Genomic DNA, 22,502 nt, shown 5'->3' with positions numbered 1-22,502 from the left:
TATCTTAAGAGAAACTTAAAAAGTAAATCGGCTTTTTTATACTTTCTTAAGGTTTGGAATCCTGTTTTCTGGTAAAGTTGTAGAAAGACAGGCAACACCTATATTGAAGGGAGTCATTAATTCTAATGGACAAAAAAGATTTCAATGAGAATGAACATCTTGACAACAATGGAACCCCGGAAGAGAACAACACTTCCGATATTCGTGAAGGAGCACTGGAGGGAACAGCATCGGGTCCTGAGCCGGAACCGGAAACCGCTCAGAAAGCTCCAGAAGTATTTGAGCAGACCGGCGCACCTGACAGCGCTGCCAATGTTCCGGTAATGAATAAGGTTGGCGGCGGCACCCCTCCTTCCTCTCCGGCTTCCACAGGCGGACGGGGCTGGATGATCGCATCGATTGTGCTGGCTGCAGCACTTATCGTCGTTCTCATCGTACAGCCTTTCAAGAAGGATGACAGCAAGGTAGCTGTCGCTTCTGTGAACGGAACCGATATTACCAAGGCACAGCTTTACGATAAGCTGGTTGAAGCCGGCGGTGAAGCCACTCTCCAGAACCTGATCACCTCCACTCTCGTAGACCAGGAGGCCAAAAAAGCCAACATTACGGTGACCGATGCCGACATCCAAGCCGAGCTTGAAGATCTGAAGACCCAATTCGGCGGTGAAGAAGCCCTGAATAATGCGCTGCAGCAAAGTTCGATGACGCTGGATGACCTGAAGAAGCAAATGCCGATGCAGGTTAAAATCCGTAAATTGGTTGAGCCAAAAGTGAAAGTAACGGAAGATGAAATTTCCAAGTACTACGAAGAGAACAAGGCTTCCTTCAATCAGGAAGAAGAGGTCCGTGCTTCCCATATTCTAGTAAAAACCAAAGCTGAAGCGGATGCGATTGTAAAACAATTGGCGGGTGGAGCAGATTTTGCCGCACTGGCGAAAGAGAAATCTGCAGATACCGGCTCCAAGGATAAAGGCGGAGATCTTAATTTCTTCAAAAAAGGCGATATGGTTGCAGAATTCTCCAACGCTGCCTTCAAACTCAAGGTTGGTGAAACCAGCGGCCCGGTCAAGACGGACTATGGCTACCACGTTATCAAAGTAACCGACCGTAAAGATGCCCACAACTATACGCTTGCCGAGAAAAAAGAAGAAATCACCAAAACACTGAAAGCAAAAAAAGTATCTGAAATGTCTTCCACTTGGCTGCAGGAGCTGAACGCTGGGGCGAAGATTACCAACACGCTTACGGATAAACCAGAAGTATCCCCTTCTGCTGATGCCAGCGCAGCACCAGATGCAAACAAAGCACCTGATGCCAGCGAAGCTCCGGCAGCTACAGAAGCTCCAGCTACGAAATAAGACATTTCCACTGCTGCAGCTCGAATCTGCAACACAAACTATACAAAGAGGACAAGCGGTCATCCCCGCCTGTCCTCTTTTTGTTTATTCACCATAGCGATCCATGGTGCTAATGGTTTTTTTTGCGGATCTGCTTCTCATGATTCTCGCCCCACTCTTTGGCCTGTGCCGTGGCAATTGAGATTGCCCTGCCCTCTTCATATCCTTCTTCCAACAGGGCATTGGCGATCTCAATCGCCTTATTCCGCACTGGAGCCATAAAGTTCTTCAGAGAATCCGGATAATCATCTTTGTTCCATGGCATCGCAAAAACCTCCTTAATCGGGCTATAGATATCATTAGCCGGATCAGGGAGGTTTTAAACATTTGGCTTATTTAATCACTTTTACGCGTTCTTCAATCGGCTGGAATTCTTTTTCACCCGGTGCAGTGACCGTTTTACCGAAAGGCATTTGAGCGATCAGCTTCCAGTCAGCCGGAATATCAAAGGTTGCTTTCACTTCATCATCAATGAGCGGGTTGTAATGCTGCAGCGAAGCACCAAGACCTGCTTCAGCAAAAGCAGTCCATACTACAAACTGCAGAATGCCGGAGGATTGGTTCGACCAAATCGGGAAATTATCAGCGTACAGGGCAAAGTTTTCTTGCAGATGCTTCACGACGGCCTGGTCCTCGAAGAACAATACTGTGCCGTAGCCGGCTTTGAACGAAGACAGCTTCTGTGCAGTGCCTTCAAATTGTTCAGTAGGTACAATTTTGCGCAGAGTATCTGCCGTGATATCCCATACCTTATCGTGCTTATCTCCCAAGAGCACTACCGCTCTGGAGCTTTGGGAGTTGAATGAAGTTGGGCTATGTAGGACCGCAGCTTCAACAATCTCTTGAATCTCTGCATCGGAAATCGGGGATTCTTTGCTGATGGCATAGATAGAACGTCTGTCTTTTACCGCTTCAAGAAATTTTTTAGACATAATATAATACCTCCATTTATTTAGTAACTTACTTTTTTAAATCTTAACACTTTTATTCTAAAAACACAATATCCATTCACAACTTCTTCCTCTTGCTTGTTTCCATACCCACTTTATTGTCGCTGTCTCAGAGGATATTTATTCACATTCCACTATTTTCAATAAGCAAATCTGGCGATTAAGAAACAGTTACTCACTTTTCGATATACAATTCTGTACCAAATAGGCTACAATAGTTCAGCAAAAGTGCAGAAGGAAGGTTGAGATTGATGAGAAAGCCTATCGTTAAAGGCTCTTTTTCTTTGCAAAAAACAAACATGTATACCATTACCGTGCTTCTGGCCGCAGGGTTCATCCTCGCGGGCTGCCGGGACACAAATTTGACAATACCGGATAAGACAGTGTCAACCGTAGTACAGGAGGAAGCAGAAACGGCACCGGTGTCCTTCTGGGTGGCAACAGATACCCATTACCTCGACAAAGAACTTCAGGATGGCGGTGCAGCATTTCAGGCCTATGTCAACGGCGGGGACGGCAAAATCCTCCCCTACAGCGATGAACTAATGGAAGCGCTCGTCTACGACGCAGAGCAAAAAAAGCCGGAATTCCTGATTCTCAGCGGAGATCTGACCAACAACGGGGAAACCAGCAGCCATAAGAAGCTCACAGAGAAGCTAAAGCGCGTGGAGGAAGCAGGAACCGACGTCTATGTGATTCCTGGCAATCATGACTTGAATAACCCCTGGGCAAGATCGTTTAAGGGAGACAAGCAGATCGTGGCAGAGCATATTACACCAGAGGATTTCACCAAAATGTATGCCGACTTCGGTTATTCTGAAGCCCTCTCGCGGGATAATGACAGCCTTAGCTACCTTGTCAATGCAGCCCCGGGGCTCTATCTTCTGATGATCGACAGTAGCCAATACGCAAACAATGAAAGTTATGGCTTCCCCCAGACGGACGGGCGCATTCTCCCTTCTACCCTCTCCTGGATGGATGATTGCGCAAAGCTCGCTGCCGGGGAACATGCCTCCATCATTACGGTAATGCACCATAATCTGCTCAGCCACACCTCCATGTCTGTTGCCGGCTTCAAGCTCAACAACAGTCAGGAAACGATGAAGACGCTGCGCAGGAATAATCTGAATCTGGTATTGTCCGGACACATTCACATGCAGGATATCGCCCGCGATCCGTCAAGCGGAAATGAGGGTACAGCAGGCTCAGGAGAATCTCCGGTCTATGATATTGCCACCAGTGCCTTCGCCGTTAATCCGCATCAATATGGAGCGATGACGTTCGATCCCGTTACACGGGCAATTACCTACCATTCTACTTCAGTAGATGTGGAAGGCTGGTCCAAGGCGAATGGCATTACCGATCCCAACCTGTTAAACTTTACAGCTTATGCGGAGAGTGTATTCGCCGGACAATCGTATAACAAGGCGATGGCCCGCCTCAAGGAATCCACCTTCAGCGAGCGTGAAAAGCAGTCCATGGCAGAAGTCATGGCTAAGCTCAACGTGAATTATTTTGCCGGGACCGCTTCGGGTGCACTGGATGAAATTAGGGCTATGCCGGGCTATAAGCTGTGGATGGGGATGGATGGCGGCTTCATGTCCGGCTATATCCAGAGCATGGCCGCAGATAAAGCGCTCAGCAATGTCTCCTTGGAAATGAACCTGACCAAGCCTTGATCTTCCAAAAAAGCCGGAGCCTCTTTTAACAAGAGAGTCCGGCTTTTGTTGTTTATATTTGTTTAAGGACGGTCAATATAAATGTAGCCATCCTCATCTGTTTCTACCTTGGCATGAAGCGCCTCTGCCAGCAGACGAAGCGGCACATAAGCATCACCGTATTCATCGATGAACACCGCCTGCGGAAGCTTCACTGTGGCTCCGTTAATCTGAACCTTGTCAGATCCGATTTTGAACACCAGCTGGTCACCGTAGACATCATCGGTTACCTTAATGGCGCGGTTTGCAGCATCCCATTCCACTGCCGCATCGAGATCTTCAGCCAGATACCGCAGCGGCACATAGGTTGTGCCACCTTCGACAATCGGATAATAGTAATCATCATCCGGAGCAATCACTAAGGATTTGGAGGTAATCCCCATATCATTCTTGAGCAGGTTGTACAGATCAGAACCTTGCTCAAAGCTTCTTAGCGTTTCTCCCGGAGTCAGGTCGGCGGAGGACATATCCAGCGCGCCTTCCGTAGAAATCCGATCAGCGGTCACCGGACCGTTCACATTCCAGGTCTGAGTTCCCAGCTTGAGAGAAATACTCTGAAGCGGCAGGTCTTCGCTCGCTGGCAATGCGACATTCAGATCGATATTCTGCTTGCGGATATGGAACGCGTTGTCCACGTACAGATCGACATTCAGCTTGGTATCTTTGCTGAGTACAGTTTTCAGTTCAGGCGTGGAAGAATAGAGATTATCCAGCTGTTTGTCATAGACAAGCAGAAGTGCATCTACAGCCAACTTAGCCGCATCATGCGCTACAGTCACTACACCTTCCTTATTTTCCAGCGGAATATCGCCCAGTCCCAGATCGCTGAGCTCATTTGCACCGATACCATTGGCTTCCAGCAGCGGATACAGATAATCATAAAGGCCGGAGATGAATGCCGTGAACCCTTCGGTATCCTTGGAAATGGATTTCAGGAAGCTTTTCACCAATGCCGGCATTTCTTCTCCCGTAATCTCCGTATGTAGCTTAGTCAAACTCAGCTGCTCGCCATATACAGATTCACTTACAGAAGCTACGCTGATCGCGCCGGGATTCGGCAGATTTTTAACGACAAACTGGGTAAGCAGCTTGGAAAGCTCAGTAGTTTTATTCTGGTCAAACCCTTTAAGGCCAAGTGATTCCTCGTACCCTTCAAGCGGGTAGTAGAAAGGCTGTTTCGCACCTTTTGCGGTAAAAACAACAGCGGTAGTATCCATAAAGAATGTAAAAGGAATGGATAATTGCTTATAGCCAACAACTCCTGATGCGGAAATGTTGCCATTGTCCTGAAGCTTCACATGGCTGATGTTCAGGGAGAAGGAATTAATCAGATCCACCATTTTCTGATCTTCTGCGCTAATTCCGGCAGCAGGTACAGCATTCACCGACAAGGTGGTGCTGGATTCAGAAGATTTTACATCCAGATCCCCCAGGAGCGCCTTGTTGACATCGAATCCTGCAACCGACTGGCAGCCTGCCAGAATCAGCAGCAATGCGAGAATCGGAAGCAACCACTTGGTCCTTGCTTTCATTTTCTTCATAGCATGTCTCCTCTTGTTAAATTTTGCATTCTATATCCATCAACTCATAAGAGGGAGGATCAGGGTTCAAGTTTCTGCAGCCGCTGCAGGATTATATTGTAAACAGACTCCGCCAGTCTATAGTTACCCATTCCTGGAAAAGCAGAATCTTCACCAAAGCCAGCACGGCTAAATGCAGGGGATAGAAGGACCACCAGATCCAGCGCGGCAGCCGTTTGTTCTCCAGCAGACGCCAGAATCCCGGGGCTCCAGCAATCAGAAGGGTAGGAACTATACTGAGCATTTGCACCAGCCAGCCATAATAGAACAGATAGATGCTGTTCAGCAGGAAATGGGCCAGAATAAGCCAGTAGGAGCGGACGTAACGGAAAATCAGCACGAGCAGCAGACCGTAAGCATTGTAATCCAGCGGCAACCGGTCCATCAGAATAAAAGCAAGAATCACTACAGGAATACCGTACCACGGATTGGGCAACTTATCCAGAACAAACAGAACAAGCGCCGACAGCAGTAAGGTAAAAACGACATTCCAGCCTCCAGGATCAAGCGCCAGATTATAGGGAATTTGTGTTAACAGCGCAATCCAGAGCAGCCTCCGCAAATAACGCGGCCTCGATGATGTATGTATATGCCCTTGCACGAGCGCGTAGCAGTATATTGGAAAAGCAATTCTCCCCACAAACCTCCAACCCATCTCTCCCGGAAAAAATATATAGCCGATATGATCAATCAGCATGGTCAGCATCGCAATAATCTGCATCTCTGGCCTCCAGTGGGGTGAATGGCTGGCAGTTCACACTTATGTCGTTCAATTCGAGTAAGGCTATGGGATTCCAAATCATGTCTCATCTCCTGAAGAATTCAATCTCACCATTACTTCTCCATAAGCATGATGCTAACATTATAGCAGAGAAGTAAGCTTTTCTTCAAAATTGTACAAAAATAGTGCATTAGTCCCTATTAAAAATTACTACATGCGCTTCGAATTCATTCTGTTCTGAAAATTCAGTCTTGACAGCTACCCAGAAGCTGAGTAGTATTTTAAAATACTTCTATATTATCGGAAGGTTATCGAATACAAAGGAGGCCCTATATGATTGAAGCCCTACGGAAACTCGGTTTGTCCGATCTCGAAGCCCGCTGCTATCTGGCGCTGCACGGTCAGCCGCCCTCCTCAGGCTACGAGGTCTCTAAGCAGGTATCCGTTTCACGCTCCAACGTGTATGCCGCACTCCGCGGCCTGGTGGAGAAAGGTGTCTGCCGTGCCGAAGAAGGGGAACCGGTTAGATTCGCGGCGATCCCGATCGGACAAGTGGTGAAACTGCTTCAATCCGAGTTCGAACGCACTGCCCGCATACTGGAGAATGAGCTGACCCCTCTGCCGGATACGCCGCCCTTCTTCAGTAACTGGAAGGGAGATCAGCAAGTGGATCTGGCGATCCGCCGCCTCGCCGCCAATGCCAGGGAGGAGATTCTGGTCGATCTCTGGGCAGAGGACCTGCACCGGGTTGAGGAATCGCTGCTCGCAGCCGAGCGTCGGGGAACCGCCGTTCATCTGATGGTCATCGGTGAAGCGCCGACGGAGCTAAAGCGCGTTATCGTACATAGTGTGCCGCCCGGTGGTCCGCATAAATCACGGAACTTCTCCATGCTGCTGGACAAGGATATGGTGATCCTCGGCAGCTTCAGCCGACACGCACCGGCAACAGCGCTGGAGAGCAACCACCCGGCGGTGCTGAACGTGCTGCAAACCTCGTATTTCCACGATGTGGTGATGATGCGGATCGAGAAGGATTTTGCCAGGGAGCTGGAGGAACGATACGGGAAGGATTACGCCCTGATCCGGCAAGAGCACCCCGAGATGCACCCGAAGAACTTGAATACCTGATATCAAGAGAGGATGACTTGCATTGAATCCAAACGGCTCGTCCGTGCTACATAACCGCTCGTTCCTGCGACTGTGGATCGCGCGGATATTTTCGACCAGCGCTTTTCAAATGCTGTCTGTCGCCATCGGCTGGCAGATGTATGCGCTGACTGACAGCGCCTTCCAGCTTGGCCTCGTCGGCCTGGCACAATTCCTGCCCATGCTGCTGCTGACGCTGCCGGCCGGCCAGATCGCGGACCGCTATGACCGCCGTACTATTGTCTATCTCTGTCAGCTTATGGAGAGCGTTGTGGTCCTGCTCCTTGTCCTCGGCAGTATGCAAGGCTGGCTGGGCTCGCTTCATCTGCTGACCGCCGCCGCCATTCTGGGTGCATGCCGCACCTTCGAAGGCCCTGCCTCGGCAGCACTTGTGCCGGACATCGTGGACCGCGAACAGCTGCCGAAGGCGGCAGCCTGGTCTGCCTCGGCGATGCAGACTGCGATGATTGTTGGTCCGTCTCTCGGAGGTGTGCTCGTAGTCTGGGGTACCGCCGCTGCCTACATTGCGTCGCTGGCCGCGCTCCTGGTATCGACTGTTCTGATCTTCTTCGTCAAGACTGTTCACTTCGTGAAGAAGCTGGACGCCGTCAATATGGACACGTTCCTCAGCGGGCTGCGGTTTGTATTTGCCCGAAAAATCATTCTCGGCACCATTTCGCTCGACCTGTTCGCCGTGCTGCTTGGCGGCGCAACTGCCCTGCTGCCGATCTTCGCCGAGGATATCCTGAAGACCGGTTCACTCGGTCTTGGTCTGCTGCGCTCGGCGCCAGCGGTAGGGGCGATCGTCGTCTCGCTGATCTTAACCCGGTATTCGGTGGAGAGAGCGATTGGTAAGACACTATTCGCCGCTCTCGTTGTGTTCGCCTTGGCGACAATCCTGTTCGGTGTGTCCCACAACCTCTGGCTCTCGCTCTTCGCGTTGTTCCTCATCGGCGCTTCCGACGTCGTAAGTGTCGTAATCCGTTCGACGCTCGTTCAGGTCAACACGCCGCAGGAGATGCAAGGCCGTGTCAACGCCGTCAACTCGCTGTTCATCGGCACCTCGAACCAGCTGGGCGAATTTGAGTCGGGTACGATGGCCGGACTGGTCGGTGCCGTGCCTGCGACAGTTATTGGCGGGCTCGGTACTCTTGTCATCTCTGTGATCTGGATGTACTGGCTCTTCCCCGTCCTCCGGACCCAGAATACGTATACGGCGGAGAAGGGGTAATAGCCAGTGCCGTATTAAACCCAAACAAGCAGATCAAGGACGGCTGCCTTAATCTGCTTGTTTGGGTTATTTGTGCTTCAATACAGTTTTGCCGCCGCATCAGGAGTAAAGGCTTGAATCTCCTCCAACCTGCCCTCCCGGATTTTCTTCGCCCATGCCGGATCACCCAGGAGCGCGCGTCCGACCGCTATTAAATCAAACTCTTGGTTGTCCAGCCGCTTCAGCAGTTCCTCCATTCCTTGGTGGTCCGCTTCCTCTCCTTCCGCGGGATCATTGTCCATGCCTACAGAACCGACAGCAATCGTTGTCTTCCCGGTGAGCTTCTTCACCCAACCGGCTAGGCCCAGCTCCGAGCCTGCGAATTCCGGGTCCCAGAACCGGCGCGTCGAGATGTGGAAGATATCCACCCCTGCTTGTACCAGTACATTCAGGAATTGCTCGAGCTGCTCCGGTGTATCCACCAGCTTCGCTGTGTAATCCCCCATTTTCCACTGGGACAACCGTATGGAAACCGGATAATCCGGGCCGACTGCAGCGCGGACAGCCTGGACAACCTCGGCTGCAAACCGGGTACGCTTCAGGAAATCGCCGCCATAACGGTCCGTCCGCTGATTGGTTTTTTCCCAGAAGAATTGGTCAATCAATAAGCCGTGGCCGCCGGAAAGCTCTATCCCGTCGAAGCCTGCCTGCTGTGCATTCACTGCGGCATCGGCATAGGCCTGAATGACCTTGGCTATTTCTTCTTCCGTCATCGGCTCGCTTATCTTGTTCCCCTGCATATCGAGTCCCGAGGGTCCAATCGATGGAGCATCCGGGTAAGGCTGGGAACCCATGGAACGAATCATTCCCATATGCGACAATTGCGGTACAATCCTCCCGCCGGCTTCATGAACCTGTCTGATCACTTCACGCCAGCCGTTCATAGCGGCTTCTCCAAAGATATTAGGAAGTCCCGGATCACTGGTTGCAGCCGGATGGTCAATCATCCCTACGGTGATGATAAGCCCCACCTCATTCTCTGCACGGCGGCGGTAATAAGCTGCCATATCCTCACCCGGCACTCCCTCCGGTGAAAAAGCACGCGCCATCGGTGACATTACAATCCGGTTAGGTACAGTTAATTGATGAATCGTATACGGTTCAAATAAGGTCTCCAGGGAGTAGATTTGCTCCTGTTGTTCGGTCATGTATAACGCCTCCTATAGGTTCAATGATGATTCTCAGAGCGGGTATGAAAGCAATAGTAACAAGCACCAGCCTGCCCTTCAACCAACAATCTGCCCGAGTTGTTGCTTAAGCAAGAAGTGAAAAAAACTGTCGCATTAAGAGATACTAATTGTTGTCTATTGATTACCTGTTTATAATAAGAGGATTATAATCTTTACTGAAAGGGGTGTTTAAAAGATGGCTGGCGTACTTCCCCCCAACCCAAACGACCCGCGTGTCATCCGGACGCGTCAATTAATTCTGGATGCCTTCGTCCGGCAATTGAATATTATAGACTTCAACTCCATAACCGTCGGAGACATTACCAAGGCCGCCACCATTAACCGGGCGACCTTTTATGCTCATTTTCAGGATAAATATGCGCTGTTTGAAGCCTTTTTATTAGACGCCTTTACGAATATGGTCCTTAATAAAATCGATACGGAAGGACCGTTGACAGAGAAGACTCTCCAGGAGCTTATCGTAGCATTATGCAATTATCATGGAACCAGTCACCGCTGTTTCAAAAAATATGATTCTGTGGCTCTCTTGCTTGAGGAGAATATCAAGGTGCATCTCGAGAAACTTATCCTTCAGCTGATCTCCAGATCAGACGCGACTACAGACCCGAACTCGCTTGCAACTGCAGCCACTCTGCTAAGCTGGTCCTTATATGGAGTAACCTACCGCTGGAATCTGGAAGGAAGATTAGAGCCTACCTCCGAATTGGCAGAGCGGGTAATGCCGCTAATCACGGGCGGCTTCCACATGTTCAATCCGCAAGTCTCTTATTCCGAATAAGTACACTGCCGCTACCCGTATGATAGATCAGCAAAAAGATGCCCTCCTGCCGCTGGAGGATTCCGGCGGCGGAGGGCATTTTTCCTCAAAAATAATTATTCTAATTCAATCGTCTTGTTAAGATCCGACTTCTCCGTATCCTGATTGGTGATTCGTTTGAACATGTAAGTCGCCATCTCCGCCAGGTTACCGCTCTTCCAATATTCTGCGGCTTCGGCATGAACCTGAATCAGGATCACGTCCGGGTCATCATAGGTGGTCTTCAGGAACGTGTTATACCCTGCACTCCAAAATTCTTTCTTCTTCTCCAGATCCTCCACGATCTTCGCTGTTCCGCGGATGGAAACATAGGATTTGTCAGCGTACACAACATTAACCCTTGGATCATGGATAATTTCCCCGAACTTGCTGGTGTCCTTCTTCGTCATGAACCACAGGTCTCCGTCAAACTCAACCTCCTGAGTCTTCATGGGACGGGATACCAGACCTTCTTCCGAGATCGTTGTGAGCATTGCAGTATCAATACCCTTGATAAGTTCTCGTACCGTCTCGACAGCTTCCTGATGATTTTTGTCCAAAGTTGACATGCTTATCGCCTCGTTTCTTCCGGGTTATGGGAATAGGATATCCAAATGCGTATCTATTATTAACCCAAATCGGCGAAACTATCTCCTAACCGCTATCTTCACTCTTCACGTTCCAGCTTATCACCTACGCCGTCTTCGACTTGTTGTAAATGTCAAAGCCCACTGCCAGCAGCAGCACGAGACCTTTGATGCCCTGCTGCCAATCGACCCCGAGGCCGACGAGGGACATGCCGTTGTTCATCACGCCCATGACCAGACCGCCGATGATGGCGCCAACTACTGTGCCAATCCCGCCGGACGCGGAAGCGCCTCCGATGAAACAGGCGGCAATGGCATCCAGCTCGAAGTTGGTGCCTGCTTTGGGAGTTGCCGAGTTCAGACGTGCCGCGAACACCAGACCGGACAACGCAGCAAGCACACCCATGTTGACGAAAACCCAGAAGGTGACGCGTTTGGTTTTGACACCCGAGAGGCTGGCTGCTTTTTCGTTGCCGCCCAGAGCATAGATATGCCGCCCCATCGTCATATGATTCATGACAAAGGAATAAATGACGATCAGCACCAGCAGGATGACCAGGATGTTCGGAATCCCGTTATATTGGGCAAGTACCATTGTGAACAAGTTAATGACAATCACCAGCGCAGCAGCTTTGGCAACAGACAGCCAGACGGAGGATTGCTCGAAACCGTATTTCACAGAAATTTTACGGTTGCGGAATTCCTGGTACACGACCAGTACGGACAGCACAATCCCCACAATTAATGTCAGCACATTCAGCGAGCTGCCGCCCGAGATATCCGGGATGAAGCCGGAGCTGATCTTTTGAAAGCTTTTGGGGAAAGGCGCGATGGATTGCCCGTTCAGCACGATCATCGTCAGCCCGCGGAACAGCAGCATACCGGCCAGGGTCACGATGAAGGCGGGGATTTTGATATAGGCCACCCAGAAGCCCTGCCAGGCTCCAACCAGCGCGCCCATCAGCAGCGAGAGAATAACCGCCAGCACCGGATTCATCTGCATATCCACCATCATAATCGCTGACAGCGCCCCGATAAAAGCAGCAACTGAACCGACTGAGAGATCGATATGCCCCGTGATGATCACCAGCACCATCCCGATGGCCAGCACCAGAATATAGCTGTTCTGCAGGATCAGGTTGGTTACATTAAGCGGCTTGAGCAGAATGCCGTCTGTAAGAATTTGAAAGAAAATCGAGATAAAAATCAACGCAATGATCATGCCGTATTGGCGGATATTCTTTTTGAAAATTTCGCTTATCGCTCCCATGTGGTGTTACCCCCTGCTTCGTGTCATATATTTCATGAGCAGCTCCTGCGATGCGTCCTGCCGCTCCACCTCGCCGCTGATGCGGCCTTCGCACATCGTATAAATCCGGTCACACATCCCGATAATCTCCGGCAGCTCGGATGAGATAACCAGCACCCCTTTGCCTTCTGCCGCCAACCCGTTAATAATCGAATAAATTTCATATTTGGCCCCCACATCGATTCCGCGCGTAGGCTCATCGAGAATGAGGATATCCGGCTGGGCGTAGATCCATTTGCTGAGGACGACCTTTTGCTGGTTACCGCCGCTGAGATTCACAGTTTTCTGTAAAATGCTCGGCGTCTTGATATTCAGCTTCCTGCGGTATTCCTCGGCGACCAGCACATCCTCGTTCTCATTGATCACCCCCCGGCGGGACAGCTTCTTCAGGCTGCTGAGTGAAATATTCCGTTTGATGTCGTCAATCAGGATCAATCCGTAATGCTTGCGGTCCTCGGTCACATAAGCCAGTCCGCTGTCAATTGCTTTATTAATGTCGTTCAGATGAACCTCTGTGCCATGCATGTACAGCCGGCCGCTGATCCGTCTGCCGTACGATTTGCCGAACACACTCATCGCCAGCTCCGTCCGGCCCGCTCCCATCAGCCCGGCTATGCCAACCACTTCCCCGCGCCGGATATGAAGATTGATATTGTCGAGCATTTTGCGGTCAGTCTGCGTGGGGTGGTAGACCTCCCAGTCCCGGATTTCAAAGATGGTCTCTCCCAGGTTCGGCGTCCGCTCCGGATAACGGTTGGTCAGATCACGGCCCACCATGCCTTTGATAATGACATCCTCGGTCACTTCATCCTGCTTCATGTCCAGGGTGCGAATCGTCTGGCCATCCCGTAAAATGGTCACAGAATCCGCTACCTTCCCGATTTCATTCAGTTTGTGGGAAATGATAATGGAGGCAATCCCGCGCTGCTTCAGCTCTAAAATCAGCGTGAGCAGGTTCTCGCTGTCATCCTCATTCAGCGCAGCTGTCGGTTCGTCGAGGATGAGCAGCTTCACTTCTTTGGACAGCGCCTTAGCGATCTCCACAAGCTGCTGCTTGCCGACTCCTATCGTCGATACCTGCGTGAACGGGGATTCGCTCAGGCCGACGGTTTGCAGAAGCTCCTTGGTTTTCACTGTCGTTTCATTCCAGTTGATCACCCCATGACGGGCCTGTTCGTTGCCGAGAAAAATGTTCTCCGATATCGACAGATAAGGGATCAGTGCCAGCTCCTGGTGAATAATAACAATCCCGAGGCTTTCACTATCTTTAATGTCTTTGAACTGGCAGACCTGTCCTTGAAATAAAATATCCCCCTCATACGTTCCATGCGGGTAGACACCGCTCAGCACCTTCATGAGGGTGGACTTCCCGGCCCCGTTCTCTCCGCAGAGCGCGTGAATCTCGCCAGCCTTCACCTGCAGATTCACATCCGATAGTGCTTTGACCCCGGGGAAGGTTTTGGTAATGCCCTTCATTTCCAGAATAATCTCGCTCATTCGCTTCTCACCCAGCTTTCTTTGTGACTGTAGCAGCGGTTATTGCGGCTGGCAGCCACTATATATAAACTGCCGCCGCAGCACCCGCTAGTAGCGTTCCAGCCGGCTATTCACCGAGCTGTTCTTTGGTATAATAGCCGCCGTCTACCAGCACTTTATCCACGTTGCCGGCATCTACAGAGACCGGCTCAAGCAGATAGGAGGGTACAATTTTGACTCCATTATCGTAGGTGGTGGTATCGTTGACTTCCGCTTCCGTACCTTTCAGTACGCTTTCGGTCATTTCCACCGCTTTTTTGGCCAGTTCCCGGGTATCCTTGAAGACGGTCTGTGTCTGCTCTCCAGCCAGGATTGATTTAACGGATGCCAGCTCGGCGTCCTGTCCCGTAACAACCGGGAGCTTTTTGTCGCCAGAACCGTAGCCCACACCCTTCAGAGAGGAAAGAATGCCGATACTGATGCCGTCGTAAGGTGAGAGCACAGCATCCAGATTGTCACTGGCATAGTTCGCACTCAGCAGATTATCCATCCGGGCTTGAGCCGCCGCGCCGTCCCAGCGCAGGGTAGCTGCCTGATCCATCGTGGTCTGCTTGCTGCGGACAACCAGCTTGCCGGAATCGATGTAAGGCTTCAGGATCGACATTGCCCCGTCAAAAAAGAAGTAGGCGTTGTTGTCATCCGGCGAACCGCCGAACAGCTCAATGTTGAACGGCCCTTTGCCCTCTTTGAGTCCCAGCTTCTCCTCAATGTATGAACCCTGCAGAACACCGACTTTGAAATTGTCAAAGGTGGCGTAGTAGTCGACATATTCGCTCTTCTTGATCAGGCGGTCATACGCGATCACTTTCACACCTGCATCATGCGCTTTTTGCAGGACATCTGTCAGGGCTTCACCGTCAATCGAAGCGATGACAATGGCCTTCACGCCTTTGGTGATCATATTCTCAATTTGCGACACCTGGTTCTCTACGACATCCTCTGCATATTGCAGGTCCGTACCGTAACCCAGCTTCTCGAACTCTTTGACCATGTTGTTGCCGTCATTCACCCAGCGCTCCGAGGACTTGGTCGGCATCGCGATGCCCACCTTCCCGTTCTCCCCTTCGGAACTGCCGCCGGAGCTGTTCCCGCCGTTATTGCCGCATGCGGATACAATCAGTACAAGTGCCAATGCCAGCATGATCCATGAATACTTTTTCATCATCTGCGCTACCCCCTGAACTATTCTGGTGTCCCGGGCGGCTCGGCCCGTTTGACAAGTTGAGTATAGCAAGGGGGACAGAGGGACGTATTTACACTGAAGCTACTGTTTTTATAAAATCAGAACTTTTGTCAGCGTTTTCAGAAGTTACAGAACACTGCAAAAGAAACCACATACGGGAATAACCGCATGTGGTTTCTTTTGCAGTATATGAGTTCAATCCTGTTCTTCCGCACGGCCGCCACGCCCCCCTCCGCCGGGAAGCACGCCTTTGCGGAATTGCAGCGGGGATACACCTGTCTGCTTTTTGAAGGCTGTGCTGAAATAATGCTGGGTCTCGTAGCCTGTTTGTTCCGCAACTTCGCTCATGCTAAGCTCTGTGGAATGCAGCAGCTGTGCTGCCTTGCGGATGCGGGTCTGAGTCAGATACGTGCCGAAGGACTCTCCCAGCTCCTGCTTGAACAGGCGGCTGAGATAGACCGGCGAGGCATGAAGATGGCCGGCAATGGATTCAAGCGTAAGCCCGTATTCGCTATAATGCTCCAGCACGTATTGCCTTGCTCTGCGGACCAGCGGAGACAACGGCTGCTCCCTGGAAAGGTTCACTCTGCATTTGCGGTAGGCGGCGGCCAGACCGGCGGCATCGCCCTCAACCGCCTGGGTGCCGACTTCAACGGCGATCTTGAGATGGCTTCGCACTACGGCTTCAACCCCGGCCAGCACCGGTTCCCCGGCCGCATCCCACAGCAGAATAATGATCAGGCCTGCGGCATCCCTGAAGATGACTTTTGGATAATCCTGAAGCAGTTCTGTAACCATATTCTCTATCGCAAAAAGAAACAGCTGCCGCTCCTTCTCCTGCATTCCGGAGTTCTGGGTTTCCCATCTCCAGCGGATCATGCCGACCAGCGCCGGGCACTCGGCCGGCAGCCGCAGGAAGTGCAGCTGCTCCATGATCTCACTTTGGCTCAAATTGCCGTCCAGCCATTCCTGGCAGAAGCGTTCCCGCAGCAGCGGGAAGTTCTTCAGGATCTGCCGGGAAGCCTGCTGGAGGTGCTGGTTCTTCTGCTTCTCCGTTATCAGCTGATCCCTTACTCCGCGAAGCACCTGCATCAGCTGCCTGGGCTCGGCAGGCTTGAGAATATAGTCATTCACCTGCAGACGGATCGATTCCTGGGCATAGGAGAATTCATCATGGCCGGTGATGACGATGATTTTACAGTCAGGCAGCTGCTCCCGGAGCCGCTTCATCAGTTCAATGCCATGCATGATCGGCATGTTCAAATCGACCAGCGCTATGTGTACCTCATGCTGGACAGCCAGCTCCAGTGCTTCCTCGCCGTCCTCTGCTTCCGCTGCTACCTGCAATCCTAAGCTTTTCCAATCTACACATTGCCTAATCCCGTCACGGATAATCGCTTCGTCATCGGCAATCATGACTTTCCAGGAATCCATGGCTTCAGTGGCTCCTTTCGGTTCCATTTAATCATCCGGATAGCTGTTATGAACAACCGGATGCCGAACTGTCACTACCGTTCCAGCCCCGCGCTCACTTGATATTTCGAGTCCGTAGGGTTCACCGTAAGTGAGTCTGATGCGGGCCTGCACATTCAGAATCCCATAGCCGCTGCCCGCAGTTCCCGGCAACGGCTTATCAATTTCTGCAGCCTCACCGGTATTCCTGCCCACTGCCGCAAGACGCTCCTTCAGCATAGCAAGCCGTTCGGCTGTTATCCCTGCCCCATCATCGCGAACCGTTAAGCATAAGTCTCCCTCCTGCTGGACCACCTCAATAGAGATATGCCCGGGACCCCGCCTCTCCTTGATGCCGTGATAGATCGCATTCTCCACAATCGGCTGCAGCAGCAGCTTAAGCACGTACAGCTCGTGAAGCTGCGGCTCCACTTCAATGCTGTAAGCCAGCTTGCTGCTGTACCGGACCTGCTGGATTTTCAGATAGCTCACCATATGCTCAAGCTCGTCAGACAGCGGAACAAGATCGCTTCCCTTGCTTAGCCCCAACCGGAACAGCCTGGATAAGGACTGAACCACCCCGGCAATATCCTCTGCCCCTTTGCTGCGGGCCATCCAGTGAATCGTATCCAAAGTGTTATAGAGAAAATGCGGTTTGATATGTGCCTGCAGGCTGCGCAGCTCCGCTTCCCGCTTCTGCCGGGCCTGCAGCTCGGTCAGCGAGAGCAGCCGGGCAATCTGGGCCAGCATTGAGTTGAAGCTGCGTCCCAGCAGGCCGATTTCATCGGAGCGGCTGCCCCAGTAGCGGATTGTCAGGTCACCGGACTGCGCCTTGCTCATAAAGGAGGCCAACTGGCCGATCGGACGGGATATCGAATACGCCAGATAGAACGAGGCGGTCATTCCCAGCATACAGACGATAAAAACGAAGGTGACCACATTAAATGTAATCTCCCGTACCCCGAACGCCGATTCCTCCATCGGGAAGACGCCCATCGTGGTCCAGCCCGTAAAAGGCGAGGTTCTGTAGATCAGCTGCAGCTGGCGTCCGGCAACAGTCTCGGAGGTAATACCGGAGCTTTCGGTGAACAGTCCCTCCGGGATCGCTTGCATAATCGGATGCTGCGGAGCATAGATCATCTCCCCGCTGCCATCGACGACGGTCAGATAGCCGGTTTTGCCCAGCGTAACATCTCTGGCCGTTTCGGCAATCACCCGAAGCTTCAAATCGACAAGCACAACCCCTTGCACCACCTGTGTCTCCGGATCAACAATCGCTCTCACAGCAGACACAACCTCGCTTTCCTTATAGTCCGCATGCGACATTACGGCACGGCCATAAGGGTGGCCGATGATTTTGAAGATCCCTTTATTGTCTGCCGCTTCCTTGTACCAGTCCTCGTCTGTTATGTGGGTACCGGGCCGGGTATACATCTCATTGCTGATGAAATCGCCTTTCCGGTTCACCAGCATGATTCCGGCAATCTCGGAGCTGAGGGTGGTGAAGCCCTGAAGAAATTTGCGGATGTTATATTCCGCCGGTTCTCCGCCAGCGGCCCATTTGGCTGCCTGCACCGGCTCCTGGATGGAGCCGTCCAGAAAAGCCTGCACCCTGGGGTCAAAAGAGATCAGATAGGTGATCTTCTGCAGATTCTCCACCTCACTCTCCAGTGCGGCGTTGACCTTGCCGATCAGCTGCATTGTATTCTCATTGGTCCGCTCTTCCACATTCCGGTCGACCGTCCAGCCGATCAGCAGCCCAAGTCCGATCGAAGGAAGAATGCTGATCAGGAGAAAATGAATAATCAGCTTATAGCGGATCGGCAGGTTGTTCAGCTTCAGCTTCTCTATGTTCAGACCCTTCTTGCGCATCTGCTGCTCCTTCCCAGAGGCTCTCTACTTGGCATAATAATTGTCCACATTGGCCCGGGTCACCACATCAATCCCTGTATCTACCTTGTCCGGCACCGGCAGCGGCTTGCTGCCTTTATAGGCATCAGGATCTTCCTGCAAATCCCGGTGCAGATGGAACAGCTCGGTCAGCGACCAATAGCCCATGTTCCAGGTGCCTTGCGCCATGGTCGCAGCAATCCTGCCTTCTTTTACAAGGTCGAGGGTCCCCTTATCCGTATCGAAGCTGATGATCTGCAGCGCTGAACCGCCTCCCTGCAGCGCCTGCACCGCTTCGGCCACGCCTATTCCGCCATTTGACTCCGTGGCAAATATCCCTTCAAGCTTAGGATACTGGGACAACAGCTCCTCTGCCGCCTGCCGGGAAGCCACTTGGTCCCCACGGCCGTCCTTTACGGAAACCAGCTTCATCTCCGGAAATTCACTGCGGATGGTGTGGCTGAATCCATCGGTGCGTTCCTGATGGTTATGCTGGTCAGGCGTTGTAATGATGGCAACAGTACCTTTGCCGCCGGTGAGCTCAGCCATTGTCCGGGCTGCTTCGGCCCCTGCATTGAAGTTATCCGTACCCAGAAAAGAGTAAGCTTTGCTGTCCGGCGCCCCCGAGTCAAACAGCACCACCGGAATCCCGCTCTCCACCGCTTTGTCGATCGTAGCCGTCAGCAGCTTGGAATTTACCGCTGATATTGCGATTCCCGCAGGCTTTTTGGCAATCGCCTGTTCCAGCACCGTCATCTGCTCACTGGCATTATGCTGGGTTGAGCCGTGGTATTCTACGGAAACGTTCAGCTCCTCTGCCGCATCCTCAAAGCCTTTCAGCACGCTTTTCCAGTAATCGATGCCGCTCTGGAACGTAACCATCACGTATTTATCTTCAATGTTGCCGCGCAGCCCGGCGGTATCCCATGGGTCCGCAGGATCAGGGTGCAGCTTGTAATTCAACACATAAATCAGGAAAAGGCCAATCAGCAGCACATAGACAAGCCCCAGCTTTTTCACCATGTAACCCCTTTCAAAATTAAAGATAACCACTCCAGTGTTCAAGGTCCTTGCCTACCCCCATATGTTAAGACCAGTTGCTTATTCCGTCAATGATAGTACCAGAACTTTCCTTGCCGGACCAAAAGATAGGGCGAACCAGCTGCTTACAATTCAACAACGGCATTTTTGCCGTTGTTTCGGGACGAACCAGCCTGCCGTGCTTCAACAGCGGCATTTCTGCCGTTGTTTCGGGACGAACCAGCTTGCCGTGCTTCAACAGCGGCATTTCTGCCGTTGTTTCGGGACAAACCAGCCTGCCGTGCTTCAACAACGGTAATTCTGCCGTTGTTTCGGGATAAATCAGCCTCCCGTGCTTCAACAGCGGCACTTTTGCCGTTGTTTCGGGACGAACCGGCCTGCCGTGCTTCAACAGTGGCATTTCTGCCGTTGTTTCCAGTCCACATCGTCCTTTAGTCGAATCAAACTAAAAGACCCTTATTCCCTTACACAACTTATCCACAGCAGAAAAAAATACATAAGTAACTAAACTGCAAAAAAAGAACTCCGCCATTCACAGCAGAGCCCTCATGTATAGATCATCATTTCTATTTAACTCACACTTATGATTTTCCTGTATGGGATTTGGACGTGACTCCAGGGAATGTTTGGACTTCCGGCCGCTGCCCGTCTGCAGATTTCTTAGATTTGTACCACTGTCGCGGTGGAAATCCGCAGACAAAGGCGGACGCTAACGCTCCTACAGTTCCAAACTTCCCCTCCACCACTTTATCCCTTTTTCTAATTTTCAAGTTCAATCTATATAGTCAGAACATCAGATCCGCAGCATAACCTTCGCCTTCCAGCAGGTCATACTCCACCATCCGGTAATCATCCAGCAGCGACTGCTGCTCAGGAGACAGGCTGGAGAGCTCGCCGGAAGCGCCGATCAGCACCTTTTTGCTCAGGCCGGGAAGCTGTGCACGCATCTGTTCCAGCATTGTATAGTAAGGCGGCAGCGTTTGGCCCGACAGCTTGAACACGGCAGGTCCAAGGTAAGCGGGGCTGAGCGTCCCCAGCGGGCTATTACCGATATCAAAATTGGCAAGGATCATCAGCTTGGTCTCATGCTTCAGACGAAGCAGCTGATCCCAGCCCGCATCTGTATAGATTCCCGCAGGCAGCGCCGGGAGATGGTCTCCCCAGAACACAGCAATCGTAGGCCGCTCAATGGTCTTCAGCTCCTGCTGCAGATAAGACAGCGCCTCGTCCGTCAGCTTGGTATCCTGTACATAGGTTTCCAGCTCATCCTTCCAATCGGCCTGCACGCCCTGCGCAGTGATGGTATTCGGGCCGTTCCGGCCTTTGGTGAACGGAAAATGATTCTGCATCGTGACCATATGCAAAAAAGTCGGTGTCTCTGCAGCCTTCAGCTCACGGATCGCCTCTTGCACAGCGGCTTTGTCTGATATATAGCCATCCGGTGTGATCCGCTCGGCGTCCTGCAGATCCTTCTCGCTCGTGAAGCGGTCAAATCCCAGCACCGGGTAAACCCGGTTGCGGTTATAAAAGGTCTCATCGAACGGATGCAGGGCAAGCGCCTGATAGCCTCTCTCTTTCAGAATGCTGACGATGGAGGGAAGCGAGGACATTTTGACAATCCTTTGCTGGTAAGGAATCGATCCATCTCCCAGAAAATACATCGACATGCCCGTCAGCGCTTCGAATTCCACATTAGCCGTATTCCCGCCGAATTCGGGGGAGAGCAAATACCCTGCCGGTGTGGCACTTTCTGCTTGATGAATGAATTTCAGCGGATCTTCACTAAGGGTAACTCCGGGCAGCCGGGTGGGATCAAAAAAGGCCTCATCCATCATGAACATGATGTTGGGCGATTCGACCTTCGTCAAGGCAGAGGACGTTTCCGGTAAAGAGCTGTATTTGGCAGCAATGGCTTCTACCGACTCCCGGCTATAGCCCTCCGGCTGCTCCAGCAGATTCTGGCGCAGATTTCCGGTAAATGCGAACACAAACCCATTCTGCGAGTAATTGACCTTCTGATTCCAGAAAATATTCTGGTAATTTAATGAGGAGGCGAACGTGGTCTGCCCGCTGACCATCACGATAAAACCGGCAACCATCCCGGCAGATACCGCAGTGAGCAGCAGCCGAAGCGGCAGCTGAACTTTGATCCGGGGCAGCTTGACCAGCAGCCAGATTACGGCCGCAACCGCCAGCACTGCGACTCCAACCGCCAGCGGCGAAATCATGCCTTTGGTGATTTTACTCATTTCTCCGGCGTTCTTCACCAGCATCAGATCCCAGGGAAACAGCGGTTCTCCTGTAGTGCTCTGCTTCTTGTAGTTGGCGATGCCGAGCAGAAGCACCAGCAAGAAGCCAATCACCGGACCAATATACAGATTGGGCAGTACCGCCGAAAAGGCCAGCAGAACAAAGAAAAAAAACAAGCTGCCGCCCACATACAGCCAATAGAACTTACCGATCCACTCTACAACACTCATGAAATTCATATCCAGCGAAGCGGCTTGAATAAAAAAGTTCAGCACAAAACCGCCCAGCAGCAGGCCGAGCAGCAGAAATCCCAATTTTTTGGATGGCCTAAAATAACGCATTGCTTTCACTCCTATCTGTACTAAACGTACAGTATACGCCTCCTAGCTTAAAGGAGCATTAAAAATACTCGCAAAATTAACCCATTGTAAACTGAACATAAAATTTTTTCCCTGTTGGTAACTTTTCTGTTCACTCTTTATAGAC

General features: G+C 51.6%; 19 protein-coding genes. 5 read left to right on the top strand and 14 right to left on the bottom strand.

Annotated features, from left to right (window positions below; genetic code table 11):
* The first annotated feature begins 125 nt into the window (after positions 1–125).
* Positions 126–1,358: a peptidylprolyl isomerase gene (locus BLQ82_RS03310; RefSeq protein WP_062524117.1), complete on the top strand. Its 1,233-nt coding sequence runs from the start codon at positions 126–128 to the stop codon at positions 1,356–1,358.
* 109 nt (positions 1,359–1,467) lie between these two features.
* On the opposite strand, the gene BLQ82_RS03305 is transcribed toward BLQ82_RS03310, so the two are convergent.
* Both BLQ82_RS03305 and BLQ82_RS03300 read right to left on the bottom strand, forming a co-directional pair.
* Complete coding sequence (locus BLQ82_RS03305; protein WP_062524116.1) at positions 1,468–1,662, bottom strand: DUF2188 domain-containing protein; 195 nt, start codon at positions 1,660–1,662, stop codon at positions 1,468–1,470.
* Positions 1,663–1,729: 67 nt separating this feature from the next.
* Positions 1,730–2,332 carry a nitroreductase family protein gene (locus BLQ82_RS03300; protein WP_208810850.1) on the bottom strand — a complete coding sequence of 201 codons (603 nt, stop codon included), beginning with the start codon at positions 2,330–2,332 and terminating at the stop codon, positions 1,730–1,732.
* Between the two features lie 266 nt (positions 2,333–2,598).
* Between BLQ82_RS03300 and BLQ82_RS03295 the strand changes: the two genes are divergently transcribed.
* A complete protein-coding gene (locus BLQ82_RS03295; protein ID WP_062524114.1) occupies positions 2,599–4,026 on the top strand; it encodes a metallophosphoesterase in 1,428 nt (475 codons plus the stop codon).
* A gap of 62 nt (positions 4,027–4,088) precedes the next feature.
* Here the strand turns inward: BLQ82_RS03295 and BLQ82_RS03290 are convergent, their stop codons facing one another.
* Both BLQ82_RS03290 and BLQ82_RS03285 read right to left on the bottom strand, forming a co-directional pair.
* Positions 4,089–5,606: a copper amine oxidase N-terminal domain-containing protein gene (locus BLQ82_RS03290; protein WP_062524113.1), complete on the bottom strand. Its 1,518-nt coding sequence runs from the start codon at positions 5,604–5,606 to the stop codon at positions 4,089–4,091.
* Between the two features lie 91 nt (positions 5,607–5,697).
* The gene (locus tag BLQ82_RS03285; RefSeq protein WP_062524112.1) at positions 5,698–6,366 is read right to left on the bottom strand and encodes a TraX family protein; all 669 of its coding nucleotides are present in this window, start codon (positions 6,364–6,366) and stop codon (positions 5,698–5,700) included.
* Between the two features lie 333 nt (positions 6,367–6,699).
* Between BLQ82_RS03285 and BLQ82_RS03280 the strand changes: the two genes are divergently transcribed.
* Positions 6,700–7,494, top strand: a complete 795-nt coding sequence (locus BLQ82_RS03280; RefSeq protein ID WP_062524111.1) for a TrmB family transcriptional regulator — start codon at positions 6,700–6,702, stop codon at positions 7,492–7,494.
* A 22-nt stretch (positions 7,495–7,516) separates the two neighbouring features.
* Entirely contained in the window at positions 7,517–8,743 is a 1,227-nt protein-coding gene (locus tag BLQ82_RS03275; RefSeq protein WP_062524110.1) for an MFS transporter, read from the top strand.
* Between the two features lie 77 nt (positions 8,744–8,820).
* On the opposite strand, the gene BLQ82_RS03270 is transcribed toward BLQ82_RS03275, so the two are convergent.
* The gene (locus tag BLQ82_RS03270) at positions 8,821–9,930 is read right to left on the bottom strand and encodes an NADH:flavin oxidoreductase (protein ID WP_062524109.1); all 1,110 of its coding nucleotides are present in this window, start codon (positions 9,928–9,930) and stop codon (positions 8,821–8,823) included.
* Positions 9,931–10,147: 217 nt separating this feature from the next.
* On the opposite strand from BLQ82_RS03270, the gene BLQ82_RS03265 reads away from it, so the two are divergent.
* Positions 10,148–10,750: a TetR/AcrR family transcriptional regulator gene (locus tag BLQ82_RS03265; protein WP_062524108.1), complete on the top strand. Its 603-nt coding sequence runs from the start codon at positions 10,148–10,150 to the stop codon at positions 10,748–10,750.
* 95 nt (positions 10,751–10,845) lie between these two features.
* On the opposite strand, the gene BLQ82_RS03260 is transcribed toward BLQ82_RS03265, so the two are convergent.
* The 9 genes from BLQ82_RS03260 to BLQ82_RS03220 all read right to left on the bottom strand — a co-directional run bounded on the left by BLQ82_RS03260 (position 10,846) and on the right by BLQ82_RS03220 (position 22,357).
* On the bottom strand, positions 10,846–11,337 hold the full coding sequence (locus BLQ82_RS03260) for a pyridoxamine 5'-phosphate oxidase family protein (RefSeq protein ID WP_062524107.1): 492 nt from the start codon (positions 11,335–11,337) through the stop codon (positions 10,846–10,848).
* A 124-nt stretch (positions 11,338–11,461) separates the two neighbouring features.
* A complete protein-coding gene (gene mmsB / locus BLQ82_RS03255; protein WP_062524106.1) occupies positions 11,462–12,625 on the bottom strand; it encodes a multiple monosaccharide ABC transporter permease in 1,164 nt (387 codons plus the stop codon).
* A 6-nt stretch (positions 12,626–12,631) separates the two neighbouring features.
* Complete coding sequence (gene mmsA, locus BLQ82_RS03250) at positions 12,632–14,161, bottom strand: multiple monosaccharide ABC transporter ATP-binding protein (RefSeq protein WP_062524105.1); 1,530 nt, start codon at positions 14,159–14,161, stop codon at positions 12,632–12,634.
* Positions 14,162–14,267: 106 nt separating this feature from the next.
* Entirely contained in the window at positions 14,268–15,362 is a 1,095-nt protein-coding gene (chvE, locus tag BLQ82_RS03245) for a multiple monosaccharide ABC transporter substrate-binding protein (RefSeq protein WP_062524149.1), read from the bottom strand.
* Between the two features lie 216 nt (positions 15,363–15,578).
* Positions 15,579–16,817: a response regulator gene (locus BLQ82_RS03240; RefSeq protein ID WP_062524148.1), complete on the bottom strand. Its 1,239-nt coding sequence runs from the start codon at positions 16,815–16,817 to the stop codon at positions 15,579–15,581.
* Between the two features lie 27 nt (positions 16,818–16,844).
* Entirely contained in the window at positions 16,845–18,707 is a 1,863-nt protein-coding gene (locus BLQ82_RS03235; RefSeq protein WP_074647702.1) for a cache domain-containing sensor histidine kinase, read from the bottom strand.
* Between the two features lie 24 nt (positions 18,708–18,731).
* Positions 18,732–19,745: a substrate-binding domain-containing protein gene (locus tag BLQ82_RS03230; protein ID WP_062524147.1), complete on the bottom strand. Its 1,014-nt coding sequence runs from the start codon at positions 19,743–19,745 to the stop codon at positions 18,732–18,734.
* Between the two features lie 146 nt (positions 19,746–19,891).
* Positions 19,892–20,191, bottom strand: a complete 300-nt coding sequence (locus tag BLQ82_RS03225) for a hypothetical protein (RefSeq protein WP_074647699.1) — start codon at positions 20,189–20,191, stop codon at positions 19,892–19,894.
* A gap of 360 nt (positions 20,192–20,551) precedes the next feature.
* Positions 20,552–22,357, bottom strand: a complete 1,806-nt coding sequence (locus BLQ82_RS03220; protein WP_062524102.1) for an LTA synthase family protein — start codon at positions 22,355–22,357, stop codon at positions 20,552–20,554.
* Positions 22,358–22,502 lie beyond the last annotated feature (145 nt).

It is taken from the genome of Paenibacillus jilunlii, from assembly GCF_900102965.1.
Classification (GTDB): Bacteria; Bacillota; Bacilli; order Paenibacillales; family Paenibacillaceae; genus Paenibacillus_AQ; species Paenibacillus_AQ jilunlii.
The sequence above is the reverse complement of the archived record's forward strand: the minus strand, read 5'-3'. Positions and strand labels throughout refer to the sequence as shown.